The organism is Rhodococcus sp. no. 34, assembly GCF_054589475.1.
This window is the reverse complement of the sequence record NZ_BAAILK010000023.1, coordinates 270,667-294,446: the sequence shown is the minus strand read 5'-3', so window position 1 is coordinate 294,446 and position 23,780 is coordinate 270,667. Positions and strand designations below refer to the sequence as shown.

Annotated in this window: 23 protein-coding genes; 6 read left to right on the top strand and 17 right to left on the bottom strand. The window is 63.4% G+C overall.

Translation table 11 applies throughout. The features are described from left to right. Window positions 1-52: 52 nt before the first annotated feature. Genes manB through rfbD form a run of 3 tightly spaced genes read right to left on the bottom strand, consistent with a single transcriptional unit; the run spans window position 53 to window position 2,929 of the window. Window positions 53-1,135 (bottom strand): mannose-1-phosphate guanylyltransferase, encoded by a 1,083-nt coding sequence (gene manB, locus ACYP01_RS07360; protein WP_037125580.1) that lies wholly within the window; start codon window positions 1,133-1,135, stop codon window positions 53-55. Beyond that, entirely contained in the window at window positions 1,132-2,046 is a 915-nt protein-coding gene (locus ACYP01_RS07355) for a glycosyltransferase family 2 protein (protein WP_003940999.1), read from the bottom strand. The genes manB and ACYP01_RS07355 overlap by 4 nt, the downstream gene beginning before the upstream one ends. Window positions 2,047-2,089: 43 nt before the next feature. Beyond that, window positions 2,090-2,929 (bottom strand): dTDP-4-dehydrorhamnose reductase, encoded by an 840-nt coding sequence (gene rfbD / locus ACYP01_RS07350; RefSeq protein WP_328600153.1) that lies wholly within the window; start codon window positions 2,927-2,929, stop codon window positions 2,090-2,092. A 66-nt stretch (window positions 2,930-2,995) separates the two neighbouring features. Here rfbD and ACYP01_RS07345 point away from each other — a divergent pair, with 66 nt between their 5' ends. Together ACYP01_RS07345 and ACYP01_RS07340 are read left to right on the top strand one after the other, a co-directional pair. After that, on the top strand, window positions 2,996-4,528 hold the full coding sequence (locus tag ACYP01_RS07345) for an LCP family protein (protein WP_269609992.1): 1,533 nt from the start codon (window positions 2,996-2,998) through the stop codon (window positions 4,526-4,528). 21 nt (window positions 4,529-4,549) lie between these two features. Continuing rightward, window positions 4,550-5,263 carry a TIGR03089 family protein gene (locus ACYP01_RS07340; RefSeq protein ID WP_054827248.1) on the top strand — a complete coding sequence of 238 codons (714 nt, stop codon included), beginning with the start codon at window positions 4,550-4,552 and terminating at the stop codon, window positions 5,261-5,263. A gap of 3 nt (window positions 5,264-5,266) precedes the next feature. On the opposite strand, the gene ACYP01_RS07335 is transcribed toward ACYP01_RS07340, so the two are convergent. The 7 genes from ACYP01_RS07335 to ACYP01_RS07305 all read right to left on the bottom strand — a co-directional run bounded on the left by ACYP01_RS07335 (window position 5,267) and on the right by ACYP01_RS07305 (window position 12,678). Continuing rightward, the gene (locus ACYP01_RS07335) at window positions 5,267-7,717 is read right to left on the bottom strand and encodes an ABC transporter permease (protein ID WP_214514449.1); all 2,451 of its coding nucleotides are present in this window, start codon (window positions 7,715-7,717) and stop codon (window positions 5,267-5,269) included. After that, entirely contained in the window at window positions 7,714-8,511 is a 798-nt protein-coding gene (locus ACYP01_RS07330) for an ABC transporter ATP-binding protein (RefSeq protein WP_042450120.1), read from the bottom strand. Before ACYP01_RS07330 ends, ACYP01_RS07335 begins: the two co-directional genes overlap by 4 nt. Before the next feature lie 135 nt (window positions 8,512-8,646). Continuing rightward, window positions 8,647-9,339 carry a response regulator gene (locus tag ACYP01_RS07325; RefSeq protein ID WP_003940960.1) on the bottom strand — a complete coding sequence of 231 codons (693 nt, stop codon included), beginning with the start codon at window positions 9,337-9,339 and terminating at the stop codon, window positions 8,647-8,649. A gap of 35 nt (window positions 9,340-9,374) precedes the next feature. Further along, window positions 9,375-10,562, bottom strand: a complete 1,188-nt coding sequence (locus ACYP01_RS07320; RefSeq protein ID WP_030535022.1) for a sensor histidine kinase — start codon at window positions 10,560-10,562, stop codon at window positions 9,375-9,377. 35 nt (window positions 10,563-10,597) lie between these two features. Continuing rightward, entirely contained in the window at window positions 10,598-10,975 is a 378-nt protein-coding gene (locus ACYP01_RS07315; protein ID WP_058039082.1) for a hypothetical protein, read from the bottom strand. A gap of 7 nt (window positions 10,976-10,982) precedes the next feature. Beyond that, window positions 10,983-11,495: a 5-(carboxyamino)imidazole ribonucleotide mutase gene (gene purE / locus ACYP01_RS07310; RefSeq protein ID WP_039973205.1), complete on the bottom strand. Its 513-nt coding sequence runs from the start codon at window positions 11,493-11,495 to the stop codon at window positions 10,983-10,985. Continuing rightward, entirely contained in the window at window positions 11,479-12,678 is a 1,200-nt protein-coding gene (locus tag ACYP01_RS07305; RefSeq protein WP_207623930.1) for a 5-(carboxyamino)imidazole ribonucleotide synthase, read from the bottom strand. The genes purE and ACYP01_RS07305 overlap by 17 nt, the downstream gene beginning before the upstream one ends. 191 nt (window positions 12,679-12,869) lie before the next feature. Between ACYP01_RS07305 and ACYP01_RS07300 the strand changes: the two genes are divergently transcribed. Continuing rightward, entirely contained in the window at window positions 12,870-13,469 is a 600-nt protein-coding gene (locus ACYP01_RS07300) for a GtrA family protein (protein ID WP_007731156.1), read from the top strand. A gap of 26 nt (window positions 13,470-13,495) precedes the next feature. Here ACYP01_RS07300 and ACYP01_RS07295 read toward each other — a convergent pair whose 3' ends face one another. The 5 genes from ACYP01_RS07295 to ACYP01_RS07275 all read right to left on the bottom strand — a co-directional run bounded on the left by ACYP01_RS07295 (window position 13,496) and on the right by ACYP01_RS07275 (window position 17,768). After that, on the bottom strand, window positions 13,496-14,818 hold the full coding sequence (locus ACYP01_RS07295) for a sensor histidine kinase (RefSeq protein ID WP_007731154.1): 1,323 nt from the start codon (window positions 14,816-14,818) through the stop codon (window positions 13,496-13,498). A gap of 26 nt (window positions 14,819-14,844) precedes the next feature. Next, window positions 14,845-15,525 carry a response regulator transcription factor gene (locus tag ACYP01_RS07290; protein WP_003940916.1) on the bottom strand — a complete coding sequence of 227 codons (681 nt, stop codon included), beginning with the start codon at window positions 15,523-15,525 and terminating at the stop codon, window positions 14,845-14,847. Between the two features lie 37 nt (window positions 15,526-15,562). Continuing rightward, the gene (locus ACYP01_RS07285; RefSeq protein WP_003941034.1) at window positions 15,563-16,129 is read right to left on the bottom strand and encodes a PH domain-containing protein; all 567 of its coding nucleotides are present in this window, start codon (window positions 16,127-16,129) and stop codon (window positions 15,563-15,565) included. A 90-nt stretch (window positions 16,130-16,219) separates the two neighbouring features. Beyond that, on the bottom strand, window positions 16,220-16,795 hold the full coding sequence (locus ACYP01_RS07280; protein ID WP_459679153.1) for an HdeD family acid-resistance protein: 576 nt from the start codon (window positions 16,793-16,795) through the stop codon (window positions 16,220-16,222). Between the two features lie 118 nt (window positions 16,796-16,913). After that, window positions 16,914-17,768 (bottom strand): biotin--[acetyl-CoA-carboxylase] ligase, encoded by an 855-nt coding sequence (locus tag ACYP01_RS07275; protein ID WP_003940755.1) that lies wholly within the window; start codon window positions 17,766-17,768, stop codon window positions 16,914-16,916. A 115-nt stretch (window positions 17,769-17,883) separates the two neighbouring features. Here ACYP01_RS07275 and ACYP01_RS07270 point away from each other — a divergent pair, with 115 nt between their 5' ends. Genes ACYP01_RS07270 through ACYP01_RS07260 form a run of 3 tightly spaced genes read left to right on the top strand, consistent with a single transcriptional unit; the run spans window position 17,884 to window position 20,520 of the window. Then, window positions 17,884-19,524, top strand: coding sequence for an acyl-CoA carboxylase subunit beta (locus ACYP01_RS07270; RefSeq protein ID WP_003940853.1), 1,641 nt, complete (start codon window positions 17,884-17,886; stop codon window positions 19,522-19,524). Next, window positions 19,521-19,862, top strand: a complete 342-nt coding sequence (locus ACYP01_RS07265) for an acyl-CoA carboxylase subunit epsilon (RefSeq protein WP_007731147.1) — start codon at window positions 19,521-19,523, stop codon at window positions 19,860-19,862. The genes ACYP01_RS07270 and ACYP01_RS07265 overlap by 4 nt, the downstream gene beginning before the upstream one ends. Window positions 19,863-19,878: 16 nt before the next feature. Continuing rightward, the gene (locus ACYP01_RS07260; RefSeq protein WP_007731146.1) at window positions 19,879-20,520 is read left to right on the top strand and encodes a Maf family protein; all 642 of its coding nucleotides are present in this window, start codon (window positions 19,879-19,881) and stop codon (window positions 20,518-20,520) included. Between the two features lie 109 nt (window positions 20,521-20,629). Here ACYP01_RS07260 and ACYP01_RS07255 read toward each other — a convergent pair whose 3' ends face one another. After that, complete coding sequence (locus tag ACYP01_RS07255) at window positions 20,630-21,928, bottom strand: HNH endonuclease signature motif containing protein (RefSeq protein WP_065352219.1); 1,299 nt, start codon at window positions 21,926-21,928, stop codon at window positions 20,630-20,632. A gap of 61 nt (window positions 21,929-21,989) precedes the next feature. Beyond that, window positions 21,990-23,687: an MFS transporter gene (locus tag ACYP01_RS07250; RefSeq protein WP_003940674.1), complete on the bottom strand. Its 1,698-nt coding sequence runs from the start codon at window positions 23,685-23,687 to the stop codon at window positions 21,990-21,992. Between the last annotated feature and the right edge of the window lie 93 nt (window positions 23,688-23,780).

Sequence of the window (23,780 nt, the reverse complement as noted above, 5' to 3'; positions counted from 1 at the left end):
CGGCTCGGAAGAGAAGTCATACCCGCCAGTATTCCAGTAGGTCAGCTAACGATCACACATCTGTGCTGAAGCGCACGCCACCGTCCGGCAGCGTCACCCCCGGCCACACGCGTGCGCCGCGCAACAATTCACACCGCGCACCGATGTCCGCGCCGTCGCCGATGACAGCGTCGCGGACCAGCGCTCGGGGTCCGATACGGACGCCGAATCCGAGGATCGATCGTTCGACCACCGCCCCGGCTTCCACAACGGCGCCGTCGAAGAGAATTGCACCGTCGAGGCGAGCGCCTGCACCAACTTCTGCGCCTCGACCGACAACCGTGCCGCCGATCAGAACAGCGCCCGGCGCGATTCCGGCTCCGGGGTGAACCAGCGACTCGCCGCGCGGACCTTCGAGAGCCGGCGAAGGTGCGATACCTCGCACCAGGTCGGCGGAACCGCGAACGAAGTCCTCGGGGGTTCCCATGTCACGCCAGTACGACGAGTCGACGTGGCCGAACACCCGCTTGCCCTCAGCCAGGAGATTCGGGAACACCTCGCGCTCGACCGATACCGGTCGTCCTTCGGGGATCTGTTCGATGATCTCGCGCTTGAAGACGTAGCAGCCGGCGTTGATCTGATCCGTCGGCGGATCCTGGGTCTTCTCCAGGAATGCCGAGACTCGTCCGTCCTCGTCGGTCGGAACACAACCGAATGCTCGCGGGTCTCCCACACGAACCAGATGCAGGGTCACGTCGGCGTCCGTCTTCTCGTGGGTCTCGAGAATGCCGTTCAGATCGGTGCCACCGAGCACGTCGCCGTTGAACACCATGACGTTGTCACCGCGCAACTTCGGCAGAACGTTGCGGATTCCGCCACCGGTGCCCAGCGGTTCGGTCTCGAAGACGTAGTCGATCTCGAGGCCCATCTTGGAGCCGTCGCCGAAGTAGTCCTCGAATACCTCTGCCTTGAAGGACGTTCCGAGCACGACGTGCTTGATTCCGGCTGCCTCGATGCGGGCGAGCAGGTGCGTCAGGAACGGCAGGCCGGCGGTCGGAAGCATCGGCTTGGGTGCCGACAGCGTCAGCGGACGCAGCCGAGTGCCTTTGCCGCCTACCAGGATTACGGCGTCGGTCGGATTCGGATCGGACATCATTTTCCCCCGTGGTTCGAAACTGATGGGTTGTCGGTCGAGTTGTCGGTGCGAGCGCGCTCGCGAACTGCAGAAGCTACGGCGATCTTGGATCGCACCGCGAGGCCACCGCGCAAGGCAAGTCGTAGCGGAGCCTGCCACCAGTGCGGATGGCGATCAGCCTGGAACTGGTACGCACTGCGATGATGGGCAGGCAACATCAGTTCCGGATGACGTCCTGCCGCATGGCCTTTGGCATGGGTGACGACGGCCGAGGGGACGAATACGTTGAGCCACCCGGCTTTTCCGAGGCGGTCACCGAAGTCCACGTCCTCCATGTACATGAAGTAACGAGAGTCGAAACCTGAGATGGTGTCGAAGGCGTCGCGTCGCACCAGCAGGCACGACCCGGAAAGCCACCCCACTGCACGCTCGGTGACGGCCTCGTTCTCCTGACGGTAACGAGCAGTCCACGGGTTCTTCGGCCATACGGTACCGAGCAACGCGTGCCCGACGCCCGAGGTGATGTCGGGCACCGTTCGCGCCGACGGATAGACACTGCCGTCCGGTTCGAGGACCTTCGGCCCCAGTGCACCGGCCCTTGGCCACCGATTTGCCGCAGCCACCAATTCGTCGAGTGAACCGGGTGCCCATTGGACGTCCGGGTTGGAAATCACGACGAATTCGATCGACGAATCGATCTCCGCTACAGCCCGATTTATCGCTCCCCCGTACCCGATGTTTCCGCCGGTTCGAAGCAGACGGACATGCTCGTACTTGGCATCGGCGGCCTCGGGGGCACCATCGGTCGACCCATTGTCGGCCATGATGACCTGGGGTTTTTCTGTCGTCGCCACAGCGAGCGTGCTCAAGAAATTCTCGAGATGCTCGCCTGGCGAGTAGGTCACCGTTACCACGGCCAGCTTGGGACTCACGCCGGTCAGCCTAGCCGTCCGCGGCCACTGTCCCGAACAATGCTCACGCCAGAGCGGCGTGCAGAGCCTCTCGCCACGGACGCAGCGGCGTCATTCCCGCGGTAACCCACGCGCGCTCGGACAAGACCGAATATGCCGGGCGCGGGGCAGGGCGTACGAACTCCGCACTACTGCACGGGCGCACCCGAGCAGGGTCTGCTCCGATCTCCTCGAAAACAGCTCGCGCCAACTCGTACCAACTTGCTTGCCCGCCGTTCGTCACGTGGAATGTCGACGCACCCGTGAAGTCCAGCAGCGCGAGTTCGACGATGCCGCCGGCCAGATCGACGCTGTACGTGGGTGACCCGATCTGGTCGTCCACGACGTTCACGAATTCGCGTTCGGCTTCGAGCCTTCTCATCGTGGCGACAAAATCCGTGCCGACACCGGAATACACCCACGCGGTGCGGACAACGGCCGCGTCAGCCCCCGACTCTCGAACAGCGATCTCGCCGTCCAGTTTGGTTCGGCCGTAGACCGTCGCGGGACCGGTCGGTGCATCGACGTCGTGTGGCGAGCTTGCATCGCCCGGAAAGACGTAGTCCGTCGAAACGTGGATCAACCGCGAACCCGCCCGCGCACAGGCTTGCGCGAGATTCCGCGGTCCGATCTCGTTGACCGCCCTCGCCGCCTCCTGGTCGGTCTCGGCAGCATCGACGGCCGTGTACGCAGCGCAGTTGATCAGCACCGAATCAGGCGAGACGAAGTCGTCGACCGCGCGGCTGTCGGTGATGTCGAGCTCGCGGGAACCGACGGCCGTCACAGTGTGACCCGCCGACGTTGCGAGAGCATCGATACGTGTTCCGAGCTGCCCTCGGGCGCCGGTGAGCAGGATATTCGTCACACGGTTGAGTCTGGCACGCCGCGTCGAGGTACCCGCGGCCGAGCATCGGACCAGTAACCTGAAGGGGTGTCCCACCAGCAACCGCAGCGCCGCGCGCGTCCACGACCTGCGCCGATTCGGACCAAGACGAGCCCGGCTCGCATAGCGGTCGCGGTGCTGTCCGTGCTCGTACTGCTGGTCACCGGGTTCGCGTGGCGGGGTGTGGACTCGTTGAGAAACAGCCTTGCCACTGCCAGCGGACTCGGCCTCGGTGGCGGCAAGGACGGCGCCATCGACATTCTGATGGTGGGAACGGACAGTCGAACGGACGCGCACGGCAACCCGCTCTCACAAAGCGAGCTCGACTCGTTGCGCGCAGGTGAGGAAGTTGCGTCCAATACCGACACCATCATCTTGATCCGCGTCCCCAACGACGGGAGTTCCGCGACCGCGATCTCGATTCCCCGCGACGCGTACGTCAACGTCCCGGGTATCGGTATGTCGAAGATCAACGCCGCGTTCGGTGCCACCAAGGAAACCGAGCGGCTGAAGTTGGTCAACAACGGGTCGTCCGACAGCGACGCAGACAAGAAGTCGACCGAAGCCGGCCGGACCGCGCTCATCGGAGCGGTGGCGAATCTGACCGGCATCACCGTCGATCACTACGCCGAAGTCGGACTACTCGGATTCGTCCTGCTGACCAACGCAGTGGGCGGAGTCGACGTGTGCCTCAACGCGCCGGTAGACGAACCGATGTCCGGAGCCAATTTCGCGGCCGGGAAACAGACACTCGACGGCGCCGACGCGCTGAGCTTCGTGCGACAACGACACGACCTTCCTCGCGGCGACCTGGACCGGATCGTTCGCCAGCAGGTGTTCATGGCTTCTCTCGTCAGCAAGGTACTCAGCGCAAAAACCCTCAGTGACCCCGGCAAGCTCAGTCAGCTGACCTCGGCTGTCCAGCGTTCCGTCGTGATCGACGACGACTGGGACATCATCGAGTTCGCCAAGCAGTTGCAGAATCTGGCCGGCGGCAAGGTGCAATTCGAGACCATTCCCGTTCTCGACATCAACGGCATGACCGACTACGGCGAGTCCATCGTCAAGGTCGATCCCAAGGCCGTCAAGAAGTACATCGCGGGATTGGTCGGCGCCGACAGCGAGGACTCGGAGGAGACCTCCGAAGCACCGACCACGGTGAATGCGTCCTCGATCACGGTCGACGTCGCAAACGCCAGTGACGTCGCAGGGTTGGCCAGCGGTGTTTCCGAAGCGTTGAGTGCCCTCGGGTACAAGCAGGGTCAGGTCGGCAACAACACCGGCTCGGACGTCACCGAATCGACGGTGTTCGCAAAGTCCGCGGACGACGACGCAGCACTCGCGGTGGCCGAGGCACTCGGCGGTCTGACGGTCAAGGAGGATTCGTCATTGTCCTCGGGCAAGGTTCGGGTTGTCATTGCCGAGGACTACAGCGGCCCGCAGTCCGCGGACGCGGTATCCCCGTCCGAAGGAGCGACAAGCACGACTGAATCGTCGAGCACCACCGAGACCAGCCCCACTCCCGCCCCTCCCGGTCCGCCGATCGACGCGGCCTCCAACGGCCCGCGCTGTGTCAACTGAACCGCTGCGTAAGCTGATTAGGTGCCTTCGCCTGTAGACAACCTGACCGACGCCCTCCTCGGACCGATCCTGGCTGCCGACCCGGCCGGCCCTCGCGTGACCTACTACGACGACGCCACCGGCGAGCGCATCGAATTGTCTGCGAGCACTCTGGCCAATTGGGCGGCAAAGACAGCGAACATGGTTCGCGACGAGTTCGCTCTCGAGCCCGGCAGCAAAGTTGCCGTGCTGCTTCCCGCGCACTGGCAGAGCGTCGCCGTCTTGCTGGGTGTGTGGTGGGCAGGCGGTGAGGTGGTCCTCTCCCCCGACGCCGACGCCGAACTGGCTTTCGTCACTGCCGACCGACTGGACGATGTTGCGGACGTACCGGAAGTAGCCGCACTCTCCCTCGACGCGTTCGGCAAAGGTTTGAGCGATCTTCCGCTCGGCGTCGCCGACTACGCAACCTCCATCCGTGTGCACGGCGACCAGTTCCGTAGCGCCGGGGCCGGTTCGGCGCTGGAAGGCCGGTCCGTAGCGGACACGATCGACGCGGCACGGGCATCGGCGAAGAACGTCGAATTGGTGTCGACGGATCGTGTCCTCTCCAATCGCACGTGGGACACGGCAGACGAAATGATCGACGGGCTTCTGGCAGTTCTCGCCGCGGGCGCCTCACTCGTGCAGGTGGCCCACCCGGACGCGGAAGCTACCGCGCGCCGAGTGGGCACCGAGAAGGTCACGAAACAGTTCTGAACGCTAGCTCGCGAGAGCTGTCACCGGTGACACCAGCCCCGCCCGCCTAGCGGGGAGCAGTGACGCGATCACACCGCAGATTCCGCCGATCAACACGATGGCTACCAACTGCACCCACGGCACTGCGCTGAGGGCGACGTCCTCGATCCCGAAAACCGATGCGGTACCGGCTACACCGAACACCATCCCGAACAGCACTCCGATCACCGATGCGACTCCTGCCACCAGCAGTGCTTCCCAGATCAACATGGCTCGAATTCCCTTCTTGGTCAGTCCGAGTGCGCGAAGCAGTCCGGATTCGCGGCGCCGTTCGAGAACGGACAGTGCCATGGTGTTTCCGACGCCGATCAAAGCGATCAACACCGCTACCGACAGCAATCCGGCAACCACCATGAGCATGGTGTCGAGGATCGAATCGAGAGCTGAACGCATCTCGGTCATGCCCTGAACATCGCTGCCCGGCGCTTCCTGGCGTGCCAGTTCCGTGATGCGGTCGGTGGCGGCCAAAGCCTGTTCGTCAGTATCCGTCCCCAGCCTTACCCAGTACGAATCGGTGGTCGGCGCGGTGGCCGCTGCACCGAGATCGCCTCGATCCAGTAGTGCTGGTTGACCTTTCACGCCCTCGACCACGCTGACGTTCACGACGCCGCGATCCCCACGCACCGTCGCCGTATCGCCCGCCGAAAGCTTGTATTCGGTCAGGTCAGCGGGCGAGAGCACCAACTGACCGGCCGCAGGTACCGAGATCTCGGTACGCAGAACATCTTTCACCCGAGCAGCGTCGACGCCGAATCCGGCCAACGAACCGCGCCCGTCGATCGTCAGTTCGGCCTTGTCCAGACCGCTCACCGCGCCGACACCGTTGACCGCGGCGATGTCTGTGCCCAACCCTGCGGGAAGCGGTGCCGAACCTGAACTGCTCACCATGACGTCGACGGGGAATTGACTGTCCATCGCCGCGGGTGCGGCTTCCTTGACCGTCGCGATTCCCACGACGAGCGTGCTCGTCAAGGCAACACCGATCAACAATGCGGTGGCCGTCGCCGAGGTGCGGCGTGGGTTCCGACCGGCGTTGCCTGCTGCCAGGCTTCCCACCGGACCGATCAGTCTCGCCAACACTCCGCCGGCCGCATTGATCAATGCAGGCACGATTCGACCGGACAGTGCCGCGATCCCCAGGAACGAGAACAGTCCACCGGCGGTTGCCGCCGGCACCTGCTGATTCGTCACTCCCAGGACGGTCATCGCGATGCCCGCGAGCAGGGTCACGACGCCGAGAACCCGGCGCACCACCGATACCTGAACGCTCTCAGGCTTGGACTCCATCGGCTGCAGTGCTGCCAGCGGGGAGAGCCTCGTTGCCGCCCGCCCGGGCGCAGATGCAGCGAGCATCGTCATCACGATGCCGACGGCAAGACCGACGAGCACGGTCACCGGGGTGACGCTCAGTGACGAAAGAGGAACCGGCACATCTGCGGCCGTTGCTACGCGACCGATTGCCCAGGCAAGTCCGACACCGAGTCCGACGCCGATCACCGAGGCGATCACGCCGACCGCCGCGGCTTCACTGCGAATGCTCCGGCGAACCTGTTTGGCCGTGGCGCCGACGCATCGCAGCAACGCAAGTTCCTGAGTGCGCGCCGCGAGCAGCACGGCAAATGTATTGGCGATCACCAGCGCGGCAACAACAACGGCGATGGCGCCGAAGGCGAGCAACACCGTGCTGAGGATCTTGGTGCCGCCCATGTATTCGGCTGCGGCGTTGTCTGTGGCTTCTTCGCCGGTCAGCACGGTGGAGTCCGCGGGCAACGCGCTCGCGATCGAATCCACGAGTTGTTGCTGAGAGCGTGAACCGTCACCGGCGACACGGAACTCACGTTCGGCACTGTCACCGGCCCACGCGCTCACCTGCTCGGCGGTGGTGAATATCTTGATCCCGCCCAGTCGTTGCGCCGAACCGGAGAGGTCGACCAGTCCGACTACCTCCGCGGTGGGTGCGGCGGCACCGACCGTCGAATCCCGTGCCGTGACTGTGATTCGGGCACCGATCGGTATCCCGGAGTCCGCGCTCACCAACACCTGCCCCAGACCGGCCGGAATCGATCCCTCCGACATCTTCTCCCAACGCAATTCGGGATTGTCGGCAATCGAGAGCGCATCCCCGTAGGACGCGCCCTTTGCCTCGGAGTCGACACGAACATACGTCGACACGTCGTCGGCCACCGCCGAGACGCCCGGCACCGCGCTCAGCAGAGCTTCCGTCACGCCTGGACCGGACGCGACGACATCTGTGGTTTCGTATTGCGTCGCAAGTGATTTGCTCACACTCGCGTCGACCGTCGAGCTCAAGGTCAAAGTCGCGACGATGTATCCGACGGCGATCACCACCGCGAGTATCGACGCCACATAGCGCCCGGCATGTGCCCGCGCCTGCGCAAAAGCCAGACCTCTCATCGCAGTGCACCCGAAACTGCAGGAACATCGGCCAGGTCGTCGGCACCGAGAGCTCGCATGGCACCGATCACCGAGTCGACGGTGGGATGGTCGATCTCTCCGGCAATACGCCCGTCCGCGATCAACACGACTCGATCCGCGTACGACGCCGCCACCGGATCGTGCGTCACCATGACGACGGTCTGACCGGTCTCCCGGACACTGGTCCGCAAGAGCCCCAGAACCTCTGTCCCGGAACGGGAATCCAGGTTGCCGGTGGGCTCGTCGGCAAAGATCACGTCGGGCTGCGGCAGTAGTGCGCGGGCGACGGCTACGCGTTGCTGCTGACCGCCCGACAATTCGTGCGGCAGGTGATCGAGACGCTGCGACAGGCCCAGCTTGCCGATCACCTCGTCCATCCACTCGGGCGAGGGTTCACTACCTGCCAGCTTCATCGGCAGCAGCATGTTCTCCCGAGCAGTGAGCACCGGTAGCAGGTTGAACGCTTGGAAGACGAATCCGATTCGCTCGCGTCGCAGTTCGGTGAGCTCCGTGTCGCCGAGTTTCGTGACTTCGGTGTCGCCCAGGAAAACCTGCCCACCCGAGACCGTGTCGAGTCCGGCCAGGCAGTGCATGAGCGTCGACTTTCCGGAGCCGGACGGGCCCATGATCGCGGTGAACCGCTCGCGACCGAAGTCCACGTCGACTCCGCCGAGCGCGTGAACCGTGGTCTCACCGGTGCCGTACACCTTGGTGACACCGCGGGCAGTGATCGCCGGCACTGCGGCTGGTTCCGTCGTGGTGTGCGCATGCATTCTTTTGCCCTCCGTAAAGCTTCTCGCTATGACGGAATCGACGTTATTGCAGCGCAAGTGGTCTCCGCGTCGGAGCGCGGGGCGATCTTGGAGAGCCCGGTGTCATCCCGGGGTAGGACTGAACAGAGCTGCTCGTCAGCCCTCGGTACCGAGGAGATCCGCGCGCCGGACAAGTCCGATCTGGAAAGCGAAGACGACTGCCTGCACACGATCACGAGAATGCGTCTTTGAAAGAACCCGTCCGACATGGGTTTTCACTGTCGTCTCGGAGACGTGGAATTTCGCAGCGATCTCCGAATTCGACAGCCCGTACGCCATGGCTTCGAGCACCTCGACCTCGCGCGGCGTCAACTCTTCGGGCAACTGCGCTTCGGGCGCCGAGCCTTCCAGGAGTGGCCCGACGTGCTGAAGCAGTCGCCGAGTGGCCCGGGCTTCGATCACCGCGTCCCCGCGGTGCACGGTGCGGATGGCGTCGAGCAACTGCTCCGGTGGCACGTCCTTGAGCAGGAAACCACTGGCGCCCGCCCGGATAGCCGACATCACGTACTCGTCGTTGTCGAAGGTGGTGAGCACCACGACCTTCGGCGCATCGGGGTCGGCCAGGAGCCGACGAGTCGCCTCGATGCCGTCCATCTTCGGCATCTGGACATCCATCAGAACGACGTCGACATGACGGGCGGCCAACTCGGTCAACGCCTGCTGACCGTCCGAAGCCTCGACAACCACCGACAGATCCGGCTGTGAGTCGATGACCATTCGAAAACCTGCACGGACCAGCTGCTGATCGTCGATCAGTGCCACTGCGATCGGAGCCACGTGTTCGTCCATGCCACTCACCTTAAGACCTTCGGACGTTTCAAGACCTACCCAGACGTTCGTTCGTACGGCAAGACGGCCCGGACGCTGTATCCGCCGCCTGATTTCGGTCCGGCGGTCACTTTGCCTCCGTGCAGCTTGGCTCGCTCGGCCATTCCGATCAGTCCCTGTCCGCCTGGTGACGATTCGACCAGCGCGGCGCTGCCGCCTCGTCCGTCGTCGGTGATACCGAGAACGAGTTCGGTTTCAGCCCATGTCATCTCGACGCTCGCCTGTGCTCCAGGCCCCGCATGTTTGAGAACATTCGTCAGCGATTCCTGCACGATGCGATACGCCGTCAACCCCGCACCCGCAGAGAGTTCGCGTGGTTCCCCGGTCACGCTGACGGCGATGTCGAGTCCGCTGCTGCGTAACTCGTGGAAGAGACTGTCGATGTCGCCGGCGCCCGGGATCACCGAGAAATCACGGGGCGTGTCCTCACGCAGGACGGACAGCAGCGATCGCATGTCGGTCAACGCCTGGCGGCCGGTGGAGGCAATTGTTTCGAGTGCCTGAATTGCAGCCTGAGGATCCTTGGCCGCGCTGTAGCGTCCACCGTCGGCCTGAGCGATGACAACGGTCAACGAATGCGCGACGATGTCGTGCATCTCGCGCGCAATCCTCGAGCGTTCGCTGATCGTCGCGATTTCCGCTTCCTGCGCACGCTCGAGTTCGAGCAACCGTGCGCGCTCGGTCAGACCTTCCAATTGTTTGGTACGAACTCGACGCAAATCACCGAACGCCCAGACCGCGAGCATGAAGATCATGACGGCCACGGACTGCATGACCTGCGAGGACACCGGGATTCCGTCGTAGCCGAAGTATCGAACAGTCCCGGCAATCGAGCCGAGCAACGCGAGCACCAGCCCGGTGAGTGAACTCCACCGAGCACCATAGGCGGCCAGCGCGTACAGGGAGATGGGGACGACAACGGCCGATGCGAGCAGTGTGTTGCCGATGAAGATCACGTGTAGAACTGCGAACCCTGCGATCACCATGCCGGAGAGTTCGGGGCGCGAGCGTCGCCACGCCAACGGAACGGTCATACCCAGCGAGATGAACACCGCCAGCGGACTCGCCTCGACCGCAACGACAACGCTGAACAGTGCGGCAACCGTCGCAATGCAGATGTCCACACCGCGAGCATGTTCCGCGCTCCAGCGGACGAAGCGTTCACTAGTCGGAAAACGAGCCATGCCGCCAAGAGTAGCTTTTACTGACGAGCTTTCACTCAGGTGCGGTAACCGCCGTCTTCGAGACCGGCCTCGATTTCGAAGCGGTTGCGCGGCCCGCGATGACGCAGTTCCTCACGCAGGTACAACAACCCGAATATGATTCCGTACCTGGCCCATTGGTCTGCATGAACGGCCTCGTGACGAAGGACGGATCGAGTCGTGTTCCGCCGCGTGAGATATACACCACCGAGAGTTGTTCCGCCTCTGGCGAACCCGCAGCGCAGTCCGGAGGCGACAAAGATTCCGAACTCGTCGTCGAAGCGGATGTCCGCGCCGAGAATCCTGGCGTACAGCAGGGCGACGCGGGTGACGAACGCGGACTGCGCGCTGCCCCGACTCGCTCGGATCAGCGGCAGCCCGCGTCGTGCACACACGAGAAGATCAGCCCAGCAGTTTTTCGCGGAGCGCCTTGTCCTTGTCGAGCACCATCGACTCGAGGCTCTCCTGGAACGCCACCATCCGCTGCTGCAGTGCGGGATCCGAAGCACCGAGAATCCGAGCAGCCAGCAGACCGGCGTTGCGAGCGCCGCCGATCGACACTGTCGCCACCGGGACGCCGGCCGGCATCTGGACGATCGAAAGCAGCGAATCCATACCGTCGAGGTACTTGAGCGGCACCGGAACACCGATGACGGGCAACGGCGTGGCCGAGGCAACCATGCCCGGAAGATGCGCGGCGCCACCGGCACCGGCGATGATGACCTTGATTCCGCGGCCGGAAGCTTCCTTGGCGTAGTCGAGCATCCGCTGAGGCGTGCGGTGCGCCGAGACGACACCGACCTCGAAGCGGATACCGAACTCGGCCAAAGCTTCGGCTGCAGCTTCCATGGTCGGCCAATCCGAATCGCTGCCCATGATCAGGCCGACCTGCGCGCTCTCACTCACCGTGTACATCCCATCCGTCGGTCCAAACTGCGTACGAAAGCCAATGTGCTGCGCGCTCGGCGCGTTCCCGAACTGCGGCAACGTAATTCGGATCGTCGATGGATCCGGCGACGCCCACGATGTTGACGTGTCCGATCTTGCGATCCTTGCGCTCACCCTTGCCGTACAGGTGGATCTTCGCGTCAGGCATCCGCGCGAACAGGTGATGGACGCGCTCGTCCATCGTCATCTCGGGAGCTTCCGGCGCACCGAGAACGTTGGCCATCACGGTGACCGGCGCGATCGGCGACGTATCTCCGAGCGGGTAGTCGAGAACCGCGCGCAGGTGCTGCTCGAACTGAGAGGTGCGGGCGCCGTCCATCGTCCAGTGACCGGAGTTGTGCGGGCGCATCGCCAACTCGTTGACCACGAGAGTGCCGTCGGTCGTCTCGAACAGTTCGACGGCCATGGAGCCGACCACACCGAGCTCCGACGCGATGCGCAGCGCCAACTGTTCAGCTTCCTCGGCAACGGCACTCGAAAGCTCGGGGGCAGGTGCGATCACGACGGCACACTGGCCGTTGCGCTGAACCGTTTCCACGACCGGCCAAGTAGCGCCCTGTCCGAACGGCGACCGCGCCACCATGGCGGACAGCTCCCGACGCATCGAGACCATTTCCTCGACGATCAGCGGAACACCCTTGTTCAGCTGCTCGGTGACGATGGCTTCTGCTTCGTCCTGATCGTCGGTGATCCAGACGCCGCGGCCGTCGTAGCCTCCGCGTGTTGCCTTGATGACGAGCGGCCAACCGTGTTCGGAGCCGAAACGCACGACGTCTTCCGCCCACGTCACTTCGGCGTACGCGGGTACGGGTGCGCCCAGTTCGGCAAGTTTGCGACGCATGAGCAGTTTGTCCTGAGCGAAGATCAGAGCCTGCGGCGGCGGCTGAACGTTCACGCCTTCGGCAACAAGAACCTCGAGGTGCTCGGTCGGCACGTGCTCGTGGTCGAAGGTCAGTGCATTGGAACCGACCGCTGCACGGCGGAGAGCATCGAGGTCGGTGTGGCTGCCGAGCACGACGTCGGGGCTGACCTGAGCTGCCGGCTCGTCCGAAGTCCCGGAGAGCACTCGGAGCGTCTGGCCCAGTGCCACCGCCGCCTGGTGAGTCATCCTGGCCAACTGTCCGCCACCGATCATGGTGACGACGGGCATGGATGCTTTTGCCGGTCGAGGGGTGGTCGGGCGGGCGGGGATCTGCGCGGGATCGTTGTTGCCGGTCACGGCTCTCTATGTTGTCATGTGCCGCGTTCGCCCGTTCATTCAGCGTTCCCAATCTGTGATTCTGCTGATGAATCCGCGGCAAATTGGTGGTAACGCGGTTTCGTTTCGTAAACTCATCTGTTGTGCCATTTGTCGACGGGGTCATTGCCCGCATACCCCAACCGTTTCGTGACATCGCTCTGCGTCACAGCGAGCTGATCAAATTCGCGATCGTCGGCGGAACGACCTTCCTCATCGACTCGGGCATCTTCTACACACTCAAGCTGTCGATCCTCGAATCCAAGCCGATCACGGCCAAGATCATCGCCGGCGTCGTCGCGGTGATCGCGTCGTACATTCTCAACCGCGAGTGGTCGTTCAAGAACCGTGGTGGCCGTGAACCAGCGCACGAAGCTGCGCTGTTCTTCATCATCAGCGCCATCGGTGTCGTCATCAGCTTCATCCCGCTGTACATCTCCAGTTACGTCTTCAACCTGCGCGTACCCGAAGTCAGCCTGGCGACGGAGAACATCGCCGACTTCATCAGTGCATATGTCATCGGCAACCTGCTGCAGATGGCGTTCCGATTCTGGGCCTTCCGCAAGTTCGTGTTTCCCGACGAGAATCCGGAACCGCTCGAGCTGTCCGACACCACAGGATTGTCCGAAACCACAGCGTTATCCGAAACCACGGCGCCTGACCCGGTAATTCCTGATGCCGAAGAGGAGCTCGGGCACTCCTGAGTTTTCCGTCTGCGCCGACCTTTCGGTCAGCGCGGTTCGCGGTGCGGAACGACGTCCGCGGTCGGCGCCGTGTTGGCCACCGGCAGGAAGACGGCGAACAAGGCAGGCTTACGCCTCTGCAGTTCCAGGCGGCCCCCGTCGGCTTCGATCAGTGCACGTGCGAGCGCCAACCCGACGCCGGTGGACCCCGCCCCCGAAAATCCTCTGTCGAAGATGTGCGGCGCCAGATCGTTCTCCACACCGGAGCCTTCGTCGGTGACCTCGACGCACACCATCGAGTCACGGCGAGACGAACTGCGACCCGTACCGTCGATCAATCGCACCGACACCGTGCACGTACCTTCACCGTGTTCGAACGAATTGTCGACCAGAACGGAAACAGCTTCACGCAGACGCGAACCTGTGGTCGCAGCCATCACCGTGCGATCGCCGCGTAGGCGCAGCCTGCGTCCCTCTCCGTCGAACTGAGCCTGCCAGTCGCGAGTCACCTGTTCCAGCTCGCCGACTACCGACACCAGACTCGCCGATGACCCACTGGTGCGCGACGAGCGAATCAGGTCGTCGATTCCGTCGGTGAGCCTGTCCACTTGCGCCATGGCTTCCTCGGCCTCGTTCACGACGTCAGGATCTTCGTGAACGGACAACTCGTCCAGGCGCAGCCGCACTGCAGTCAGTCGACTGCGCAGTTGATGCGAGACGTCCGCAACCAGCGCGCGCTCTCGTTGCAGCCGCACCGAAATCTCCACGGTTGCCGCATCGAGGACGTCGGACACGCGGTCGAGTTCGGGGATGTCGTGCCGACGAGGATCCGGCCGGAAGTCGCCTTCGGCGAGGCGCGCCGCCCGGTCGGCCACATCCTGCAGCGGATCGGCAAGCCGACGCGCAGTGACCACAGCAACCACGGTGCCTGCCGTGATGGACAGAAGCACGAGCACGCCGACAGCCATCACCGCCTGTTTCTGCTGGGTGCGCAGGTTCTCCGACGGCACCTCGAGGCGCAACGAGCCGGACGTTCCCATCGCGAGCGATTCGACGAGTGCGTTCTTGACCGTCGCCTCACCGACGTCGACGCGTGCAGCGCCGTCGACGACGGTCGGATACACGACGACGAGGCGCCCGTCGTTCGGGGTGAGAACCTTGAGCGAATCTGTGTTCAACGCACCTTCGACGAGTCCGTTCGTCCCCTCTTGCGCGATGACCTCAGCGGCCATCCGGTCGAGGCGCACCCGGAGATCACTTCGCGTCACGTCCTCCACCCAGAGCCACGCCGTGTAGATCAGCGGAACCCCCAGCAGCAACGCCGTCATGATCACGACAGCGAGAATCGACTGCAATATGCGACGCCGCATGCCGGCAGTTCCTGATTCTCGAGAAGTTAGTCGGTGTTGATTCGGAAACCGACACCGCGGACGGTGGCAATCCTGCGTTCCACGGCGGGGCCCTCGTCGCCGATCTTGCGGCGCAGCCACGACATGTGCATGTCGAGCGTCTTCGATCCACGAAGCTCGACGTCGCCCCACACCTCACGAAGGATCGTATCGCGCGAGACCACTTCCCCGGCGTGCTCGAGGAGGACCCGCAGAAGCTCGTATTCCTTGTTGGCCAAGGCGATTTCGGAGCCGTTGACGAGTACGCGTCGTGCCGCGGGCTCGAGCCTGATGCCACCGACCTCGACGATCGTGTCCTCGCGGCCACCGTGGCGACGCAGGAGTGCTCGCACACGTGCCATCAACTCGGCGAGACGAAACGGCTTGCTGACGTAGTCGTCGGCGCCCGCGTCCAACCCGACCACGAAGTCGACTTCGTCGGTCCTGGCGGTCAACATCAGCACGGCGAGCGAGGTGCGATGCGCACGAATCTGTCGGCAGACCTCGAGGCCGTCCATGCCCGGAAGGCCGAGATCGAGAATCAACAGGTCGAAATCACCTTCGAGCGCCTGCTGCAACGCAGCGGGTCCGGTCGGTTCGACCGTCACCGAATACCCTTCACGCCCCAAGGCGCGGGAAAGGGGTGCAGCAATGGCCTCGTCGTCTTCGGCTAGCAATACGGCAGTCACACGAACAGACTACGGACAACACGCCTTTGCACGTTGATTACCAGCCATTTCGATCATTCGGGTCGTCGTTTTCACCTGACGGCCACTGCGGTGCCTGCGATGGTGGCTGCTGCATGGAATCGAAAACCTGGTGATACAGCAGGGCGTGAACGTGCTCGACGTCAGGAATGTCGTCGAACTCGAGCGGATCGTCACTGGCAGATGCGATGACCAGAGTTCCGGTCTTGAGCATTCGATCGATCAGGCCGTGACGGAACTGAACATTGCTGATCCGTCCCATGGGAATGTCGATACCCGTGTGCGTGAGCACTCCGTGGCGGATGAGCACTCGCCGATCGGTGACGATGAAATGCGTGAACTTCCAGACCGTGAACGGCGCAACCGATCGCCAGGCCACGACACCGAGCCAGATGATTCCGACGGCAATGGACGACACGGTGCGAGCCGTGCCGTCCAATCTCGTCTGTGCGAGGCCCAACAAGAAACCGGCGACGGCCGTCGCAAGTACGAACGTCAGCGCCGGAAGCACCAACATCTTCCAATGAGGATGGCGATGCAGTATCAGTTCCTCGTCCTGAGCGAGGGCGTCTTCGGGATATCCCATGACGGGAAGTCTGCCACCCCGCACCGACTTTCAGGCATACCGACTTTCAGGCACACCGACTTTCAGGCACACCCGCCTTCAGGGCAACGCTCAGGGCTGCGCGATCTTTCGCAGCATCAACGGGGTCACGACGATGATGATGCCGTACAGCACCATCCACACGCCGACCACGATGCGGAAGACGTCGAGCGAGAGTTCGGGCTGCAGAAGGACGATTGCACCCGCGACGATGCTGATGACTCCGAGCACGATCGACAGACCGCGATCGACGGTGTGCCCGGACGCCGCGTCGACCAGATCGAGAACGCCACGGAATACCCACCAGGCACCGATCACCAACGCGATCAGAACCACCGTCTGCAAAGGGCTACGGAGAACCAAGAATCCGAGGAGCACTGCCAACGCGCCGGAGATCGCGACGAGCGTGCGAGTTCCACCCGAAGCCGTCACGTCCGCGAACGAACGGATGATCTGAACGATTCCGAATCCGAACAGCTGGATCGCAATGACAACCGCGACCACGAACAGGGTGGCATCCGGCCACGCGAGTACCGCGATACCCAGGCCCAATGTGAGGACACCGAGCAGCACCGTCACGCCGGTGAGTACGCGGCGAGCGCTCTCGGCCGTCTCGGCTTCGGTCGGAACAACGATCGGTGTGGTCATGACGCCCCTAGGCAGCTCGGTAAATCCCGCAGTTGAGTGAAATGAAGGACGGACGGTTGGTTCGAAAACCGGTCCGGGCCAAAAATTAGCACTTTGGTGCCAGAAAATCCGGCAACGTTCACGATTCGGTGACCGGGGCGGCGCGAAGGTGCGTGATATCACCTGCTGCGACCGCAAAGGTCTCCCCATCTGTTCCCTCGATTTCGATGACGACGCGTCCGGAAGTGTCGACGTCGGTCGCGATACCGAACACCTCCTTGTCGCCCGGCAAAACCGCGCGGACTCGTTTGCCCAGCGTCCCGCAGCGCTGCCGGTATTCGGCAGCCAACACAGATGTATCCCATTTCGACGATTCCCAAGCACGGAATTGCGTCGCCAATTCACGGGCGATTGCGCGAACGAGAGTGTCGCGGTCGACAGTCGATGCTTCTTCGATCAGCAGTGACGTAGCGGTCGGGACGGGCAGCTCCTCGACGCCGAGGCTCACGTTCAGCCCGATCCCCACCACCACCGCGGGATCGGGCGCCGTCCTCGCCACCTCGGCCAGAATGCCGGCGACCTTCTTGTCACCGATGAGAACGTCGTTCGGCCACTTGAGTTCTGCGGGCACTTCGGCCACGTTGCGCAGCGCGTCGACGACCGCGATTCCCGACAGTAGCGGGAGCCAACCCATGTCCGCGAGATTCATTCCGGGCATCGACAGCAGAACCGACATCGAGATCTGCGCTTGCGGCGGACTCACCCACGTGCGCGAATGACGGCCACGGGCACTCGCCTGATATTCGGCGATCAGAACGTGACGGTCGGCATCCGGATCTGCCGCTCGCGCAAGGAGATCCGCGTTCGTCGAACCGGTCTCCTCGACAACGTCGAGGCGGTTCCAGAAAACGCGCGCGTCGTCGTTGTCACTGCGCACGAGTGCGCGTCGTAGGGCATTGCCGTCGAGGGGCGGTCGGTTCAAGTCGGTCCACATAGCCCCAGCCTATGACGACGGCGAGAATGTACTGGTCAGTAGCTTGAGCCTGCAAGACAGCGACAATCGGACCTGCCTTCGAAGCCCCCCACGCACTCTCGTTAAGCTCACGTCCATGACCACTGTCCAAGAGCCGAACGCGCCGGAGGCGGCGGCCGCACCCGATATCCACACGACCGCGGGAAAGCTCGCGGACCTGCGGAATCGCCAAGCCCAGGCGCAGGCACCGAGCGGCGAAGCCGCCATCGACAAGGTGCACGCCAAAGGCAAGCTGACCGCCCGCGAGCGCATCACCGCCCTCCTCGACGAGGGCTCCTTCGTCGAACTCGACGCACTGGCACGGCACCGAAGTGTGAACTTCGGTCTCGCTGACAACCGCCCGGTCGGCGACGGCGTCGTCACCGGTTACGGCACCATCGACGGCCGCGACGTCTGTGTCTTCTCACAGGACGCCACCGTTTTCGGCGGATCGCTCGGCGAAATCTACGGTGAGAAGATCGTCAAGGTCATGGACCTCGCGATCCGCACCGGACGGCCCCTCGTCGGCATCAACGAAGGTGCAGGCGCGCGCATTCAGGAAGGCGTCGTCTCGCTCGGCCTCTACGGCGAGATCTTCCACCGCAACGTCCAGGCCTCGGGTGTCATCCCCCAGATCTCACTGATCATGGGACCCGCCGCCGGCGGCCACGTGTACTCCCCCGCACTGACCGACTTCGTCGTGATGGTCGACGAGACCTCCCAGATGTTCGTCACCGGCCCCGACGTCATCAAGACGGTCACCGGTGAAGACGTCACGATGGAAGACCTCGGCGGTGCTCGCACCCACATGGTCAAGTCCGGCGTCGCCCACTACGTCGCTTCCGGCGAGCAGGACGCACTCGACTACGTCAAGGACCTGCTCAGCTACCTGCCGTCCAACAACCAGGCAGCGGCTCCCCGCGGCGAGATCACCGACCCCATCGTCGGTTCGATCGAAGACAGCCTGACCGCCGAGGACATCGAACTCGACACCCTCATCCCGGACTCGGCCAACCAGCCGTACGACATGCACGAGGTCATCCGTCGCATCCTCGACGACGACGAGTTCCTCGAGGTCCAGGCCGAGCGCGCGATGAACATCATCGTCGGTTTCGGTCGCGTCGACGGACGCTCGGTCGGCATCGTCGCCAACCAGCCCACCCAGTTCGCGGGCTGCCTCGACATCGACGCCTCGGAGAAGGCCGCTCGCTTCGTGCGTACCTGCGACGCGTTCAACGTCCCGATCATCACGCTCGTCGACGTTCCCGGCTTCCTCCCCGGAACCGAGCAGGAATACAACGGCATCATCCGCCGCGGCGCGAAGCTCCTCTACGCATACGGAGAAGCAACGGTCGGCAAGATCACGGTCATCACCCGCAAGGCTTACGGCGGAGCGTACGACGTCATGGGCTCCAAGCACATGGGCGCCGACGTGAACCTGGCATGGCCGACCGCTCAGATCGCCGTCATGGGTGCATCCGGAGCAGTCGGATTCGTCTACCGCAAGCAGCTTCTCGAAGCCGCGAAGAACGGCGAAGACGTCGATGCATTGCGCCTCAAGCTGCAGAACGAGTACGAGGACACACTCGTCAACCCGTACGTCGCCGCTGAGCGCGGATACGTCGACGCTGTCATTCCTCCGTCGCACACCCGCGGACAAATCGTTTCCGCATTGCGACTGCTAGAGCGCAAGGCCGTTTCCCTTCCGCCCAAGAAGCATGGGAACATTCCCCTATGACCGCAACCACCGAGGACATTCTCAGCGAAGATGTCGCACTGGCGGAGACTGCACCGACCAACGGTGCGGTCGTCGAGGGAACCGCGACGGATGCTTCGCTCACGGAGCTGACCGAGACGTCGACCTCCGACGCGTCGGTCATCAAGATCGTCAAGGGTTCGCCCACGGACGTCGAGATCGCGGCACTGGTCAGCGTGCTTGCTGCGGCTGCCGGCAGCGGTCAAGCTCCCGAGTCGAACGTTCCCGCGGAGACCTGGGGCGATCCGACTCAGTTCCACCGCACGCGTGCGCCGTTCTCGCCGTACGCGTACCTGAACCCCGCGATCCGTCGCAGCTGACGATCACTCTGCTGACGTGACTCAACTGGTTCTAGCTTCAGCGTCCCCGGCTCGCCTCGCAGTTCTGCGGGCGGCCGGGGTTTCGCCGCTTGTGCGTGTCTCCGGCGTCGACGAGGACAAGATCGCCGACAATCTCGGACCCGACGCCGCCCCCGAAAAAGTCGTGACGGTACTGGCGGAGGCCAAGGCCGCCGAGATCGTTCCCGGTCTTGCCGCCGACAATCTCACCGACGTAGTCGTTGTCGGGTGCGATTCGATGCTCCTGATCGACGGGCAACTTCAAGGCAAGCCGGGCAGCGTCGATATCGCCCGAAAGCGATGGGCCGCAATGGCCGGACGCAGCGCCACTCTCTTGACCGGGCACTGTGTCCTACGCGTCGCCGACGGCCGCATCGTCCGCATGGCCTCGGATCACAGCGCAACAGTGGTTCATTTCGCGCAACCGTCCACCGAGGATCTCGAGGCATACCTGGCAACGGGCGAGCCGCTCCAAGTCGCCGGAGCATTCACGCTCGACAGTCTCGGCGGCTGGTTCGTGGAGAGGATCGAGGGTGATCCCTCGAGTGTCATCGGTATCGGATTACCTTTGGTACGAACACTTCTCGAGCGTGTCGGGGTTTCCGTCTCGGATCTCTGGCGCACGCAGAGCATCTTCTGACGCGTTTTCTCCAAGCACGTTTTCTCCAAGCACCAGTGACCAGCCCCGCATCGGGTCCATGCCGATGCGAAGCTGGTCGTTTTTGTTGTCACCGAAAAGGTTTGACCCTTCAGGTTTTGAAGGTGGTGTTCGCCGGCCTCGGTTGCTGTCCGGGGTCGATCGAGGGCGGCGGGACGAACCAGGGTTTGTTGTCGACTCCTATTCGGATTTCCCATTTCCCGACGAACCCGGATTTGAGGTGCATCAACCGATGGTGTGAACGGCACAGCAGGACCAGGTTGTTCATCACCGTCGGGCCACCGTTGGCCCAGTGCCGGATATGGTGCGCATCCGTCCACGCGGGCACGCATGTGCAGCCCGGGAAGGCGCAGCCTTTGTCTCGGGCGATGAGGGCGACGCGTTGTTCGGCGGTGACCAGCCTCTTTCCTGGTTTCGCATCCAAGGGCGCGCCGTGATCGTCGAGCAGGACGGTCGAGAGGAAACAATCACACCCGAGGAGCCTGGTCTGCGACACGGACAGCGGCCCCAGCCAGGGCATGTGCCCGACATCGAGATCCGACAGAGACTCTTCACCATCGGCGGGCGAGGCGGCGCAGTCCCGATGCTCAGCGAGATCACGCGCGTTGATGTGCACGTTCACGTGCGGTCGTTGACCACCATCTGTGCCAGTGTTGGCGCAGTCCAGGTAACGCCGGATCAGTTCGGTGAACCCGTCGGCAGTCCGCTTCGCTGCCGACCGAGCATCCGGCGTCCCGTCCGGTGCCTGGGTGGGCATCGTCAGATTCGACAGGGCCGAGAGCAGCATTTCTCCGGTGAGGGCGTCGAAATCCCCACGCACCACCACCCGACCATTGAGCGTCGACGCGATCCGCAACTCATTGAGATCGACATCTTCAGCGGGCGGAATCTCATCCGATTCGAACAACCGCTCCAACGTCGCGATCACGTTCCGCACCTTCGTCGTCGTCGCCTCCACACCCGACGCAGCAGCCAACAACAAATCGATACAGCGAGGGAGCGCCTCCTCCGGCATCCCCTTCGGCGGTGATTCACAGAACGCCACGATCAACACCGCGTGCTCGAACGAGCAATCCCCGCCATCGAACCGAGCCGCCACCGCCGGAAACGGCCGCAAAGCTGCACCGAGAGCGGCGATCTTTTTCCCGTCCCGAACCTGCAGCATCGTGTTGGCCGCCAACCACGCACCCACTCCGCGGCTGGCAATCACCTGATCATCCGGGCGCAACGACAACTCGTCCACCACCGCCACCCGCACAGCTTCCAGGCGCAGAATCTCCGCACTCGCCTCGACAGCAGCAGCACGCAACTCAGAAGCAGACAACCGCCACAACCGTCCGCGCAACCCCACCGCAGAACCAGACACCACATCCGACAACAAGACACTCATTGAATCCCCCGATCCCCTGCACACAGGGTACTCGAACACCCGTTCGAGTCAAGGGCAATTTTCAGACCGGCGAATTGACCCGCGGCAGAGCAGTCGACGCCAATCCGATACCGAGCGCAATTGCTGCGATGATCGCGAGCACACGGCGCTGCGCTTGGAGAAATGCTTCGCCGGCCGCCGCGCGAGTCGATGCGTACGCGGCATCAACTGCCACCTGAACGGATTGACCCCCGGCACCGGCGGAGCCGTCCCGGCGACATTCCGGCGCCACCTCCATCGGTGTTCCGGATGCCAATTGGCTTGTTGCGCAATCGACAAAGGCCTTTTCGGCGATGTCGATCAGGCCGGGACCAACGCCGGCAGCTTCAAGGTTCGCAACGTACTCGGGCCGCTCCCCCTGCACTGCTTGCGGAGCTTGCCCCGCGACGAGCGAGAAGAACACCACTCCGATCAAGGCCAGTCCGATGGAGCTGCCAACCTGCTGAACGGTAGGAAGCAGTCCCGACACCGAACCCGCGTGCGCGGGTTCGACCGTCGCAAGGATCGCGGTTTGCAGTGGTGCCACGAACAGTCCGAGACCTGCGCCACCGAGAAGCAGCGGACCGGCGAGCGCGAGCCAGCGTGGATCGGTTCCTTCGCGTTCGAGGATGATCGACAGCGCGATCAGCGAGCCGGCAAAGACGACCATCCCCAGGATCAGAACACGGTTTCCGAGCATCCGGTACACCGCCGATGAGAGAACCGCCGCCACGCCCATTCCGACGGCCCACGGCAGCGTCATGACGCCCGCTCGCAATGCGGAGAACCCGAAGCCGAACTGAAGGGTGAGACTGATGGTGAAGATCAAGGAAGTCAGGGTTCCGAAGAAAACGAACGCAAGAACCGCGCCGATTGTGAAGGCTCGGTCGCGGAAAAGCTCGAGACGAAGGACCGGATCGCCGCCTCGTTTCGCCAAACGCGATTCGTAGAGCACAAACGCCACTGCCACCGGCGCCGACATCGCGAGCATTACGACAAGACCTGTGGGCCATCCGCGCGCCCTTCCCTCGGCCAGGGGAAGGATCAGCAGGAACAGCGCCAGTGATGACAGTGCGGCGCCGATGAGGTCCAGTGAGCGCACATGCTCAGCGCGAGCATCGACGAGATGGAAATATCCGAGAATCAAGGCGGCGATGCCGATCGGGATGTTGACGAAGAAGATCAGGCGCCAGCCCCAGTCGAACAGATTCCACTCGATCAGCAGCCCACCGATCAGAGGCCCACTGACTGTTGCGAGCCCGATGGTCGCACCGTAGATCCCGAAGACTCGCGGATGCCTGGCCTTCGGAAACAGACCCGAGATGATGGCAAACGTCTGGGCTGACATCGAACCGGCCGCCAATCCTTGCAGACCCCGGAAGACGATCAACATCGTCGCGCTCTGCGCGAGCCCGCACAGCAACGAGGCAACCACGAATACGGACAGGGCGGTCAGAAAAACAACCCTACGGCCGAACAGGTCCCCCAGCCGCGCTGCAGTGATCAACGAACACGCGAAAGCCAGGATGTACACGCTGACCATGAGCAACTGCGCCGATACGCCTGCTTGAAGATCGACGGCGATACTCGGAAGCGCGACGTTGACGATTGTCGCGTCGAGCAATTGCATGAATGCCGCCGCCAGACTCGTCGCCAACCCGAGCCAGGGCGTCAGAGAACCAGCTCGCCGCCCGCCCTTGTGGTCGGCGCCGACAGCGTCACCTAAAGGGTCCGGAAGCACCGAATGATCCTAATCGAATACAACGCTTCTAGAACCTGTTCTTGTTTAGATTGTAGTATTTCGGACAATTCAGTCCCCCAGATGGGATAGTTC

Excerpts from the sequence above, each read along its gene's own strand:
- manB (WP_037125580.1), bottom strand. The coding sequence starts at position 1,135 with ATGATGTCCGATCCGAATCCGACCGACGCCGTAATCCTGGTAGGCGGC.
- ACYP01_RS07285 (WP_003941034.1), bottom strand. The coding sequence starts at position 16,129 with ATGGGATATCCCGAAGACGCCCTCGCTCAGGACGAGGAACTGATACTG.
- purE (WP_039973205.1), bottom strand. The coding sequence starts at position 11,495 with ATGTACACGGTGAGTGAGAGCGCGCAGGTCGGCCTGATCATGGGCAGC.
- ACYP01_RS07325 (WP_003940960.1), bottom strand. The coding sequence starts at position 9,339 with ATGGACGAACACGTGGCTCCGATCGCAGTGGCACTGATCGACGATCAG.
- ACYP01_RS07270 (WP_003940853.1), top strand. The coding sequence starts at position 17,884 with ATGACCACTGTCCAAGAGCCGAACGCGCCGGAGGCGGCGGCCGCACCC.
- ACYP01_RS07275 (WP_003940755.1), bottom strand. The coding sequence starts at position 17,768 with ATGTGGACCGACTTGAACCGACCGCCCCTCGACGGCAATGCCCTACGA.
- ACYP01_RS07265 (WP_007731147.1), top strand. The coding sequence starts at position 19,521 with ATGACCGCAACCACCGAGGACATTCTCAGCGAAGATGTCGCACTGGCG.
- ACYP01_RS07280 (WP_459679153.1), bottom strand. The coding sequence starts at position 16,795 with ATGACCACACCGATCGTTGTTCCGACCGAAGCCGAGACGGCCGAGAGC.
- ACYP01_RS07330 (WP_042450120.1), bottom strand. The coding sequence starts at position 8,511 with ATGCATGCGCACACCACGACGGAACCAGCCGCAGTGCCGGCGATCACT.
- ACYP01_RS07305 (WP_207623930.1), bottom strand. The coding sequence starts at position 12,678 with ATGCCCGTCGTCACCATGATCGGTGGCGGACAGTTGGCCAGGATGACT.
- ACYP01_RS07255 (WP_065352219.1), bottom strand. The coding sequence starts at position 21,928 with ATGAGTGTCTTGTTGTCGGATGTGGTGTCTGGTTCTGCGGTGGGGTTG.
- ACYP01_RS07320 (WP_030535022.1), bottom strand. The coding sequence starts at position 10,562 with ATGGCTCGTTTTCCGACTAGTGAACGCTTCGTCCGCTGGAGCGCGGAA.
- ACYP01_RS07335 (WP_214514449.1), bottom strand. The coding sequence starts at position 7,717 with ATGAGAGGTCTGGCTTTTGCGCAGGCGCGGGCACATGCCGGGCGCTAT.
- ACYP01_RS07295 (WP_007731154.1), bottom strand. The coding sequence starts at position 14,818 with ATGCGGCGTCGCATATTGCAGTCGATTCTCGCTGTCGTGATCATGACG.